At 36.3% G+C, this 13,275-nt stretch carries 5 protein-coding genes; all 5 read left to right on the top strand.

Translation table 11 applies throughout. The annotated features are described in order from the left end of the window. The first annotated feature begins 18 nt into the window (after positions 1-18). The 5 genes from ACJJVU_RS05145 (at position 19) to ACJJVU_RS05125 (ending at position 13,273) form a co-directional block, all read left to right on the top strand. Positions 19-3,018, top strand: a complete 3,000-nt coding sequence (locus tag ACJJVU_RS05145; protein WP_405222983.1) for a SusC/RagA family TonB-linked outer membrane protein — start codon at positions 19-21, stop codon at positions 3,016-3,018. Positions 3,019-3,030: 12 nt separating this feature from the next. Next, entirely contained in the window at positions 3,031-4,455 is a 1,425-nt protein-coding gene (locus tag ACJJVU_RS05140) for a RagB/SusD family nutrient uptake outer membrane protein (RefSeq protein WP_405222980.1), read from the top strand. A 495-nt stretch (positions 4,456-4,950) separates the two neighbouring features. Further along, the gene (locus ACJJVU_RS05135) at positions 4,951-8,154 is read left to right on the top strand and encodes a SusC/RagA family TonB-linked outer membrane protein (RefSeq protein ID WP_298328908.1); all 3,204 of its coding nucleotides are present in this window, start codon (positions 4,951-4,953) and stop codon (positions 8,152-8,154) included. 4 nt (positions 8,155-8,158) lie between these two features. Then, entirely contained in the window at positions 8,159-9,757 is a 1,599-nt protein-coding gene (locus tag ACJJVU_RS05130; RefSeq protein WP_298328911.1) for a SusD/RagB family nutrient-binding outer membrane lipoprotein, read from the top strand. A gap of 336 nt (positions 9,758-10,093) precedes the next feature. After that, positions 10,094-13,273, top strand: coding sequence for a SusC/RagA family TonB-linked outer membrane protein (locus tag ACJJVU_RS05125; RefSeq protein ID WP_405222976.1), 3,180 nt, complete (start codon positions 10,094-10,096; stop codon positions 13,271-13,273). The last annotated feature ends 2 nt before the right edge of the window (positions 13,274-13,275 follow it).

Genomic DNA, 13,275 nt, shown 5'->3' with positions numbered 1-13,275 from the left:
AAATAAACAAATTTTTATATGAAAACAGTTACACTCAAAGCGTTTTACGCGCTTGTGCTATTATGCACTACTACTCTGTTTGCTCAGCAAAAGACTGTCACAGGGACAGTTAGCGAAGCAAATGGTCCGCTCCCTGGAGCAACAGTAATCATTAAAGGTTCTACAGTGGGAACTCAAACCGATTTTGATGGTAAATACTCTATCGAGGTTAGCCCATCTGACGTACTGCAAATAAGCTACGTAGGATTTAAGAACCAAGAATCTCCTGTTGGATCACAAAGTACTATTAACTTCACTTTAGAAATTGACAATGCTCTTGATGAGGTTGTAATTGTGGGTTATGGAACACAATCAAAAGAAAAAGTAATTCAAAACGTTGCTGTAATCAACGAAGAAGCACTTGAGGACATCGTTGTGAACACTCCAGACCAATTGTTACAAGGTCAAGCTGCAGGTGTTCAAGTAGTGAACTCTTCTGGACTTATTGGATCAAGCCCTTCTATTAGAGTACGTGGACTTAACTCCATTAACGCTGGTAGTTCTCCACTTTTTGTACTTGACGGTGTACCATTAACTGATAGTGACAACACATTATCTAATGGCGCAAACCAAGGACAAAACCCACTTTCTTTCATAAACCCTAACGACATAGAAAGCATTACTGTTCTTAAAGATGCTGGTGCAACTGTGGTTTATGGTAGTAGAGGTGCGAATGGGGTTGTTTTAATAACAACTAAAAAAGGATCACGCAACAAAAAAGCGACAGTAACATTAAATACATACACTCAAACGAGTAACTTTATTGATGCATTTGACGTGCTTGAAGCGGATGAATATAGAGAATTCAAATCTGAAGTAGCAACAATCCAAGCTGGCGAAACTGTAACTCCAGAAGAACTTGGACTTGGAGCAATAGGTAGCGGAGGAACTGATTACCTTGAAGAAATCACTCGTACAGGTGTAACTTTTAACACTGATTTATCGGTGCGCGGAGGAACTGAAAAAACATCTTACTTCATCGGAACAACTTACCAAGATGCTGAAAGTTTTGCTTTAGGTAACAGTCAAGAACGTATTGGAGCTAGAGTTAACTTATCTACTCAAGCAAATGACTGGTTAGAAGCTGGCATTAATATTGGTATAACTGACACTGAACTTAACGTTATAGGTCAAGAAAACAGTGTTAATGCTCCACTTACATCTGCCTTCTTACAGAACCCAACATTTTTAGCGAGAGATGCGGATGGTAACTTTGTACCTTCTCCAACATTTATTTCAAATATTGTTGCCGTAGAAGCTCAAGATTCTGATAAAATTGAAACTACAAGAACTGTAGGAAACACATACCTAAAGGCTGATATTGCAAAAGGACTTTCTGTTCGCTCAGAATTTGGTGTAGACATGACTAGTCTTCAAGAAAGACAGAGAAACTCTATCCTATCTCCGTTTGGTAACTCTGCTACTTTAATTAATGTAGATGAAAGACTATGGAGAGTAAACCAATCTGCTAATTACGAAACTACATTTGGTGAAAATCATTCTTTTGGAGCATTAGCTCTTATGGAATACGAAGAAAGAGAAAGAGCAATTGTTGTTCTTGATGGTCAAGGTTTCCTTACTGATGATATCACAAATGTAGGTGGTGCGACAACTCAAACTGTTACTACAGCAACAAGAAGCGGAAGTAGATTATTCGGACTTTTAGGACGAGTAAATTATGATTACGCAAGTAAGTATATTCTTGAAGGTTCTATAAGACGTGATGCATCATCTAGATTTGGAGCAAATGAAAGATCGGCTACATTCTGGTCTGCTTCTGCTGGATGGATTTTATCAAAGGAAAAATTTCTTGAAAATTCTGACGTAGTTAGCTATTTTGCTTTAAGAGGTAGTATTGGTACTGCTGGTAACGACCGTTTAGGGAACTTCCCTTCTTTAGGACTTGCTACCGCAGGACAATATAATGGAGGACCAGCTATTGAATTATCTTCAGCAGATGCACCTAACCTTACATGGGAAGAAAGTAAAACACTTGACATTGGAATAAGATCAAGCTTCTTTAACAACAGACTTAGCTTAAATGCAACGTACTTTAACAAAGAAACTGATCGTTTATTACTTTCTCAGACATTACCAACTCAAACTGGTGCAGGTACTTTAAACATAAATGCAGGAGCATTAAGAAACTCAGGGTTTGAAATAGAACTAAGCTCTACAAACATTCAAACTAATGATTTCGAATGGAGAACTAGCTTAAATATTACAACAATCGACAATGAGCTTTTAAACTTAAATGCAGATGCTTCTATTGACGATGAAGGTAGAGCTTTCATAGAAACTGGAGCACAGAGAGCAATTGTAGGAGAGTCACTTAGTAACTTCTATTTAATTAGATTTTCAGGTATCAATTCTGAAACTGGAGATGCTGAATGGCTAGATGCAGATGGAAATATAACAAATGATCCAACTGCTTCTGACAGAGTTATAACTGGTAGTGCGCTTCCTGATTTTTCTGGGGGACTTACTAACACATTTAAGTACAAAAACTTTGACCTTAATACATTATTCAACTTTAGTGTTGGAAATGACGTATTAATTGATGGTCTTAGATTCATTGACGGAAATGATGCTATCGGAGGAATTGGTAACGTAAGAAGTCAAAATGCAAACATCTGGAGACAACCTGGTGACAATGCTTTCTTACCAAGCCCACTAAGTAGTACATTTAATCTTTTTAACCAAAGATCTACACAACAATTAAAAGATGCCTCTTATTTGAGACTTAAAAACGTTACTTTAGGGTATACACTACCAGCATCTGCTTTAGAGAAAATCAACTTATTTAGTAACATTAGATTGTATGCAACTGCTACAAACCTATTTACTATAAAAGGAGATGATCTTTCAGGAATAGATCCAGAGGTTAATGATAGCTCAAACCCTTTATCACAAGGTGAAACATTCTTTACTGCTCCGCAATCAAGATCATTCCTTTTTGGAGCATCTATTCAATTTTAAAATAAAACTCATATGAAAAATATAATAACAAAATTATTTGGTGCTGCCCTAGTAGTTTCATCACTATATAGTTGTGATGACAGACTTGAGGAAATACAGCCTGAAGATGCACTTCCTATTGGAACGCTATTCAATGATTTCCCTAGAATAAGTGGTACTGCAGCTGGAATGTACAGTGTACTTCAAGATTCTGACACTAACGGTGTTCCTCAAATCATTGCCGATTACACTGCTGATAATGCAAATTTTGTTGGAAGTTTCCCAACATTACAAGATATCAGAGATTTTTCGGCTTTATCAACAAACACAAATGTTAGTGCTATTTGGCAAGACGCTTTTCAGAATATAAGAGCGGCAAATAATATCCTTACTAATTTACCTCCTTTAACATCAGAAGATATCGACGGAACAATTAGCGAACTAGAGGATTTTGACGCTTTCTTAAAAGACCAATGGATTGCTGAGGCTCGTTTCGTTAGAGCTATATCTCACTTTGATCTTGTGAATCTATTTGCTCAGCCTTTCCAAGTTGGTAATGGGTCGTCAGCTGGAATTCCTATTGTAACTGAATTCTTTGCTGGTAATATTGAGGAGTTTAGAAAAGAAAGAGCTTCTGTAAATGATGTTCATACTTTCATTGAGAATGAATTACTACTTGCAATTCCAGACTTACCTGATACAAATCCTGGAAGAGCTACTGCAGCCGCTGCAAACGCACTTCTAGCTCGTTTATATTTATATCGTGAGAACTGGGAAAATGCAGCAACTTTTGCAAACAATGCAATTAGTGCACCTGGTGTTGCATTAGCAACAGACTATTCATTTTTTAATGCAAGCTCATCTGAACATATTTTTCAGGTAAGAAACTTGTCTGATGATGCTGCTGTTGGAAATGGATACGATGTTTTCTATAACCCATCATCAAACAATGGTCGTGGTGATTTACCTTTTGCACAAGATCTAATTGACGCATATAGCGAAGAGACTGGAGATTTACGTTTTAGCAGTTTAACAATTTCTGCAACTGATGCAGGTAACAACGCTGGCGCTATCTTTACTACTAAGTATCCTAATGGACCTACGCAGGATTCTGACCCTAATGTATTAAGGGTGACAGAAATGTATTTAATACGTGCTGAAGCAAACCTTATAAATGGTTCTACAATTGGAGATACTCCTTTGAATGACATCAATGCACTTCGTGAGAGAGCAGGTCTAGACGCACTTACATCTGTAACTTTAGACGAGATATTAACAGAGAGACGTAAAGAGCTTGCTTTTGAAGGACACAGAAGAATGGATCTTCTAAGAAATAATCAAAACCTTCGTTCAGATGGAGGAGCTGTTTCTGCTCCTGGAGCTAATAAAGTAATTCTACCTATTCCACAGGTGGAGTTAGACAACAACCCTAGTATGGTTCAAAACGATGGCTATTAATTCCATTTAATCAAGAACATAAATTTAAAAGCTCGAAACTTAATTGTTTCGAGCTTTTTTTTGCTCTATACTCAAGTATTAACTTTAACAAATTCGCTTTCGCGTAAGCGTTAAAACAAGAATCGCAAAAGACAACCCATAGGAACATCTTTGAAATCTCCTTAACTAATTACGTCCTACATAACAAGAGCAATCACTTAGCTTTAATAATCAATACCAATAGTTAATCTCACCACTAAAAACACTCACTAATTCTCTAAAATTTCACAGAAATTTATATTTCCAATATGTTAAACAAAACTTATATTCGGAGAATTAATTGTTAAATTTTAAGAGTTATAAATACTCATTAACAGTTTGTTAAGAAATCCATATGTTAAACAAAATGGTGAATTTTATGATTATTGTTAATACATTCCCAATTTCGTTAAAAGAGTATTAATTAGATTTCTTTATGACTTTATTTGGAATGGCTAATTCAAATAATTTATAAAAATGAAAACAAAGTTTAGTGGAATTTTAACGCTATTACTAGCGTTTGTAGTGCAAGTTTCGTTTGCACAATTAACAGTAACTGGAACGGTGAAAGACGACACCGGCGTACCTCTTCCGGGAGCAAATGTTCTTTTGAAAGGAACAAACACAGGTACACAAACAGATTTTGATGGTAATTACTCAATAGAAGCAGAGCAAGGACAATCTCTTGTTTTTACTTATGTAGGTTTTACAGATCAAACTATATTAGTAGGTACTTCTTCTACTATTAATGTAACACTAGCTGCTGGAGATGCTCTTGACGAGGTTGTGATTACTGCATTAGGTATTTCTAGAGAAAAGAAATCCCTAGGTTACTCAACTCAAGAAGTTTCTGGTGAAGAAATTGCTGAGACTAGGAATCCAAATGCACTTAACTCGATTTCGGGTAAAGTAGCCGGAGTTCAAATCTCTAATGCCACTGGTAACTTAGGGGGGTCTACACGTATTGTAATTCGTGGTGCATCATCTATTACAGGTGAAAACAGACCTCTTATTGTTGTAGATGGGATTCCATTAGACAACAGTAACTACAACTCTTCATCCACACAATCTGGTGGAGGTGGAAGAGATTACGGTGATGCTGGTTTTGATATTAATCCGGATGACATCGCAACTATGAACGTTCTTAAGGGTGGACCTGCAGCTGCACTTTACGGATCTAGAGCAAGTAATGGTGTAATACTCATTACTACTAAATCTGGAAAAAAAGGAAGAGCTGAAGTTACAGTTAACTCAGGTATTACATTTGAAACTGTAAACATTCTCCCTAAAATTCAAAAACTCTACGGAGGCGGTGCTGGAGATGCTAGTACCATTGGTCAAGCTGGGTTCAATCAAGCGACTATAAACGGAACTACATATGATGTAGTTGATTATGGTACTGATGAATCATGGGGACCTAGATTTGAAGGACAACAAGTACTACACTGGGATGCTTTTGACCCTGAATTTGCAGATGATTTTCTTCAAACTCGTGCTTGGTCAGCTCCTAAAAATAACATTGATTCATTTTGGGATACTGGCGTTTCTTACAACAATGGAGTATCATTCTCACAAGGAACAGATAAATCAACAATGCGTTTGAGTGCTAACAACACTAGAACTGATGGTATTGTACCGAATTCAAACTTAAGAAAGAATTCAATTAACTTTAACGCTACTAGCCAGATATCTGATAAGTTAAAAGTGGAAGCAATTGTAAACCTTACTGTTACTGAAGGATTTAACAGACCTGCTTCTGGTTATACCGGTGCTGGTGTAGTACAGCAATTATATCAATTTGGACAGACTTCTCTTGATTATAGTCGTCTAAGAGATTACAAACTAGCTGATGGATCACAAAGACCTTGGAATAGAATTTCTGCTACAAACGGAAATCCAAGATACTCAGACAACCCGTACTGGACCTTGTATGAAAATACTGCAAAGGATAAAAGAACTCGTTGGTACGGTAACTTAGGAGCTACGTATAATTTTACGGATGACTTTTATGTTGTAGGTAAAGTTTATGCAGATACTTATGATTTTAGAATCAATGAAAGAGTTGCTGTAGGATCTCAGGGAGTTGCAGGTTATGCAGAATCTGATCGTGACTTTGAAGAAATAAACTACGAAGCGCGTGTTCACTACGATAAAAAATTCTTTGATAATAAAGTGAGCCTTAATACATTTTTAGGTACAAACAGAAGAGATGCCGAATTCCACAGACTTTCAGCAGCAACTTCAGGAGGACTCGTAGTTCCAGGACTTTACACAATTAGTAATTCAGCAGATCCAGCACAAGCAACTGAATTTGACTCAAGAAAGCGCGTCAATAGTGTTTTTGGATCTGTGTCAGTAGGTTATGACAACTTTGCATATTTAACGTTTACAGGAAGAAATGACTGGTCCTCTACTCTACCAGCAGATAATGCTTCATTCTTTTACCCAAGTGTAAATGGTAGTCTTGTGTTTTCTAATCTTATAGAGGCAGAGTGGCTTTCATTTGGTAAAATACGTGGTGGATATGCCGAAGTAGCAAGTGATACTGACCCTTATTCTCTAGCAACTATATTTAGTGCATCAATTCCATTTTTAGGTGATGTACCTTTTAGCACTTCTAATACAAGTCAAAATCCAAATCTTGAACCAGAATTCAAAAATACTTATGAGTTTGGTTTAGAGATGGCATTTTTACAAAATCGTATTAGTTTTGACCTTACTTATTATAATGAAGAAACTTCTAACCTAATTACACCTGTTCAGGTTGATCCTTCTACTGGTTTCTCTTCTACATTTACAAATGGCGGAACATTAAGAAACCGTGGTATAGAGGCTTTAGTTAATGCGACAGTTATCCAAACAGAAAATTTTTCTTGGGATACAACTTTTAACTTCTCAAAGAACAACAATGAGTTACTTGAGCTAATAGATGGCGTAGAATCTTTACAGATAGCAAGTTTTCCATTCAACTCGGTTACATTAAATGCCGTTGTAGGTGAACCTTATGGAATTATTAGAGGAACAAACTTTGTTTTTGATGATCAAGGAAATAAAGTAGTAAACTCAAATGGAAGTTTTGCAGAGACTCAGGACCAAGAGAATTTAGGAACTATTTTACCTGATTTTAATTTAGGTATCAGAAATACTTTCCGCTATAAAAATTTAAGTTTAGGATTTTTAGTAGATATTCAAGAAGGTGGAAAGTACAGATCATTAACAAACATCTGGGGTAACTATTCTGGTATTCTTGAACAGACTGCTACAGATAATAAACGTGAAGTAGGTACTGTATTGGAAGGAGTAACAGGAACGGTTACGTATGACGCAAATGGAGATTACACAGTTACTGACACAGCAGCAAATACACAAGTAATTTCTGCTCAACAAGAAGGTACTGATTACTTTTTTGGACCAGACGCAGCTAACGTATTTGATGCAGATTATATTAAATTAAGAGAAGTGTCTCTAAGCTATAGATTACCTTCAGAATGGATTAAAAACCTTGGAGTATCTGATGTTATGCTTTCAGCTTTTGGTAGAAACTTAGGTGTTTGGGGTCTAGATAATGACAACTTTGATCCAGAAGTAGCTACTTCAGGAAGTGGAAATATTCAAGGCTCTGAAGGAGGATCGCTTCCATCAACAAAGAGCTACGGGTTTAACGTACAATTAAAATTTTAAGAAAATGAAAACTAAATTTTTTATAATTATGATGCTAGTCATCGCTGGCGCATTTACATCATGCACCGATGACTTAGTTGAACTGAATATCAATCCGAACCAACCAGAGGTTGTTCCTACCGCTAATATATTTTCAAGCGCAACGAAACAATTTACTGATTTTTCAAGAAGTGGATTTAATGAAGGTCGTCTTACGTTGCCATGGATGCAATATTGGGGACAAACTGCTTATGCCGATGAAGATAGATTTCTTTATCGAGAAACTACTGCTGAGTCAATTTACAACAACACGTACTTGACGATGACAGATTTCAAAGCAATATTGGATCTAAATACAAATGAAGAAACTAGAGGAGATGCAGCAGCATCAGGAAATAATGACAATCAAATTGCTGCTTCACGCATCATGTTATCTTATATGTTTTATGAGTTGACAAATTTCTTTGGAGATGTACCTTATTACTCTTATGGATCTGATAATGAAACTTTCCAAGCTGCACAATTAGATGCTGGTAACTTTACACCGGTGTTTGCTGCTCAACAAGATATCTACACAGATATCCTTAAAGAGCTTAGAGAATCTGCAGATATGATCAATGAAGATGAACTTGTATTCACTAACGGTGATAACATTTTCAATGGAGATGCGACAAAATGGAAAAAGTTTGCGAACTCACTTATCTTAAGAGTTGCTACGACTATCAAAGGTGTTGACGCTGGTGCATACCAAACAGCTTTTGACGCAGCAATTGCTAGCGGAGTAATGACATCAAATGATGATAATGCTTCACAAGCTTATGACACTGCAGATGCAAATGCATCTCCATTATGGGGAGCATTTCTTACGAGAACTGACTTTGCGGTAGCCGCTCCTTTTGTTGAACTACTTAAAGGTGAAAGAGGAAACTTTGATCAAGATCCAAGATTATTTCAAATGGCCGTGCCAATTTCTGTTGACATTGAAGATGTAAAATCTGGGACTGCTGCAGTAACTATGGACTATGACGACTATTTAGGAGTACCATATGCATTCAGAAATACTAACTTTCTAGATAGAACTACATATTCATATCCAAGTAGTAATGTAATTAAACCAGATTATCGCGAGATACTAATGGAATATGCAGAGGTACAGTTCTTAATTTCTGAAAGAAATGGTTTCGCACAAGCAAACTATGAGAATGGAGTTACAGCAAGTATGGAAAAATGGGGAGTTCCTGCGGCAGACATCGCTACTTTTGTAGGTAACTTACCAGCGGCTAATCAAGCCAACGTATTAAATCAAAAATATATTGCTTTATATATGCAAGGACATCAAGCTTACACTGAATATAGAAGAACAGGTTTTCCTGATATTCTAGTTCAAGTAGACGAAACTGTTGCATTAGCTCAAGAACAGATTGATGGACTTGCTCCAGAAAACAGAGTTGAAAGCTATGTTTTTGAGGCTGGCCCTGTTGACCCTTCAGTATCTGACTTACCATTTAGACTAAGATACCCACAGGTATTACAAACTCTAAATGGAGCAAACAGAGATGCTGCAGCAGCTAACTTATCGAATGGTGATTTAATAATCAGTAAACTATTTTGGGACGTTAACTAAATTTTCCTAATTAATATCTAAGAAGGCCACTCAAATCATGAGTGGCCTTTTTTTTGTTTGGCATTTAACCAGTAAAACATCAATTCTCATTGAAAAATAAGAGATTTCAAATATGTTAAAAGCGTGGTGAATATTCAACATTTTTTCATTTTTATTAACAAATCAATATAAGTACATAAAGCCCTGTATACGTGACAATTAAATACTAATATCCCGCCAATTCGTTAATAAAAAGCGGTATTACAGTGATTTACAAGCTAAATTTCGTTAAAGAAATATTAATTTTTATATATAAAATGTTATTTTAGCCACGGCTAATTCAAATAATTTATAAAAATGAAAACAAAGTTTAGTGGAATTTTAACGCTATTACTAGCGTTTGTAGTGCAAGTTTCCCTTGCACAAACAACAGTTTCCGGAACTGTTACCGAAGAAAATGGTCCTTTGCCTGGTGCAAATGTCATTGTTAAAGGAACATCTAACGGAACCCAAACAGATTTTGATGGTAATTACTCAATTCAAGCAAGTGCAACTGATGTACTTGTTTTTAGTTTTGTGGGCTTTACTACAAAAGAAGTAACAGTTGGAAATAAAACTACAATTAACGTAGGACTTGCAACTGACAATGCACTTGAAGAGGTGATTGTAACTGCACAAGGTATTAAGAGAGAAAAGAAGGCCGTTGGATATGCGGTTACAACTATTCAATCTGAAGCAATTGGATCTAGACCTTCAACAGATGTTGCTCGTGTACTTCAAGGAAAAGCTCCTGGGGTAAACATTCAACAGACGTCTGGACTAGCAGGATCTGGTACAAACATTATTATTCGTGGATACTCTTCTATTAATGGAAGTAACCAACCACTTTTTGTAGTTGACGGTATCCCTTTTAACACAGATACAAATTCTGATCAAGGGTTTAACTCTGGTGGTAACTCTGCCTCATCTCGTTTCTTGGATATTGATCCAAATAACATATCAGAGATATCGGTACTTAAAGGATTAAGTGCAACCACTCTTTATGGACAAGCTGGACGTAATGGTGTTGTACTTATTACAACTAAATCTGGATCTACTGCAGGTGCACTTCAGAAGAAGTTTGAAGTTTCTGTAGATCAATCCTATTTTGTGACTGAGATTGCAAACCTACCAGATTATCAAGACACATATGGTAATGGATTTTACCAAGGTTACTCTCAAGCCTTTAGTAACTGGGGTCCTAATTTTGACTCTAGAGGATCTAATGGTGTAGATGAAAACGGTAATGTACCTCACCCTTACGACAGAGCGGCTCTTGCAGATGTCTTTCCAGAATTCCAAGGAGCTGACTACGCATATCGCCCTTACGACAGTGTTGAACAATTTTTCACAACAGGTGGTGTTACAACTACTTCTATTGGAGTAAACTCCTCTACTGACAAAGGATCTTACAATGTAAGTTTTGGACGTACTGATGAGGAAGGTTTTGTAAAAACGAGTACATACCAACGTATTAACTTTAGTGCAGGTGGATCTACTAAACTAGCTAATGGTTTGAATATATCTAGTTCATTTAACTTTACCAGAACTGATAGAACAACTCCTCCAACGGCAGTTGCTACAGGTAGTAACCCTGCAGCAGGAACCGCATCACTCTTTGCAAACGTTCTTTATACGCCAAGAAGTGTTGACTTAATAGGACTTCCATTTCAGAACCCAGTTGATAACTCAAGTGTATATTATAGAGCTGGAAATGATATTGACAATCCTTTTTGGACATTGAACAACATTCAAAATGATGAACGTGTTAATCGTTTCTTTACTAATATATCTGCATCTTACGACATTAGTGATTGGTTCAATGTAAGTTACCGTGTAGCTTACGATACATACTCACAAGAACAACAGTATGGAGCAAATAAAGGAGGGGTGCAAATCCAAGGTGGTGTTTTAACAACTTCAAGTAGAATAAATGAAACTTGGGATCACACGTTAAGTTTAAACTTTGACAAAGCAATTTCAGATAAATTAAATATTGATGGTAACATAGGTCTTAACCCTAGAAGAGAAGTTACAAGTCTTCAAGGAGTATCTAGTAATCAACAGTTTGTTTATGGCTTATTGACTCACAACAACTTTGAAGAATCAAATGGATTTACAGGTTTTGGAGAACAAAATATAATTGGACTTTATGGTAACGTAACCCTTGGATATGACAACTATGCATATTTAAACTTACAAGGAAGAAATGATTGGTTCTCTTCTCTACCAAAGGAAAACAGAGCTATTTTCTATCCATCTGCTAGTTTCTCTTTCATTCCAACAACTGCATTTGAGTCACTTAAAGGTAATGATGTAGTAAACTATATTAAATTAAGAGTAGGTTATGGATCCTCTGCAGGTTTCCCAAATCCTTATGCTACATCAATTGGCTTAGGAAGTGGAACAAATGTTTTCCAAAATCAAGATGGAGGAGCTGTAAACGTTCTTACAGTGTCTAACACATTAGGAAATCCAGATTTGAAGCCTGAACTTATTCAAGAAATTGAAGCAGGGATTGAGGCACGCTTATTTAAAAACAGATTATCGCTAGATTTATCAGTTTATGATAAAGTATCAAATGACTTGATTATCCAGAATAGACTTTTAGATCCTGCTACAGGATATACTGTTACTTCAGATAACATTGGAGAAATCACTAACAAAGGTATTGAAGTAGGTTTCGGTATTAAAGCAATACGCGGAGAAGAAGAAGGAGATTTCAACTGGGACATCAATGGACAATGGTCTGTAAATGAAAATATTGTTGAAGATAACGGAGGTGAAGATGGAAGTATCACAGTATTTGCTGGATTTACTAATTTAGGTAATGCTGCTATTTCAGGTCAAGCTTTTGGTGTAATTGTAGGTAGCTCAATCACGAGAGATGCTAACAATAATTTAGTTGTAGGAAGTGATGGTAACTATCTTGTAGATAATAACCTTTCAGTTATTGGAGATCCTAATGCAGATTGGAGATCTACAGTAATTAATGAGTTCTCTTACAAAGGCTTCTCATTACAAGCACAACTTGAATATCAACATGGTGGAGATATGTATTCTACAACAGCTGCAGCTCTATTAGCACGTGGATTAACAGAAGATACAAATTTTGACAGAACTCAAACATACATCTTACCAGGTGTAACACAAGACGGAGCTCCAAATAATATTCAAATCGCTGCCACAGACGTAGGATTTGTAAATTCTGGATTCTTCATTGATGAACAAGCCATTTATGATGCAACTTCTATACGTTTAAGAGAAGTGTCACTAGGATACTCTTTCCCAGAAAAACTTTTAGAGCGCACACCATTAGGTAGCCTTAGAGTTAACTTCATCGGTCAAAACTTATGGTTCAAAGCAATAAACTTTCCTGATGGTCTTAATTTTGATCCAGATGTATCAAGTACAGGTGTAGGGAATGGTCAAGGATTTGATTACTTAACTGGGCCTACTTCTAAGAGATTTGGTTTTAGTCTTAATGCAACATTCTAACA

This window comes from Dokdonia sp. Asnod1-B02 (assembly GCF_045063955.1).
Lineage (GTDB): Bacteria > Bacteroidota > Bacteroidia > Flavobacteriales > Flavobacteriaceae > Dokdonia.
This window is presented reverse-complemented; position numbering and strand designations above follow the sequence as displayed.

Excerpts from the sequence above, each read along its gene's own strand:
- ACJJVU_RS05135 (WP_298328908.1), top strand. The coding sequence starts at position 4,951 with ATGAAAACAAAGTTTAGTGGAATTTTAACGCTATTACTAGCGTTTGTA.
- ACJJVU_RS05125 (WP_405222976.1), top strand. The coding sequence starts at position 10,094 with ATGAAAACAAAGTTTAGTGGAATTTTAACGCTATTACTAGCGTTTGTA.
- ACJJVU_RS05140 (WP_405222980.1), top strand. The coding sequence starts at position 3,031 with ATGAAAAATATAATAACAAAATTATTTGGTGCTGCCCTAGTAGTTTCA.
- ACJJVU_RS05145 (WP_405222983.1), top strand. The coding sequence starts at position 19 with ATGAAAACAGTTACACTCAAAGCGTTTTACGCGCTTGTGCTATTATGC.
- ACJJVU_RS05130 (WP_298328911.1), top strand. The coding sequence starts at position 8,159 with ATGAAAACTAAATTTTTTATAATTATGATGCTAGTCATCGCTGGCGCA.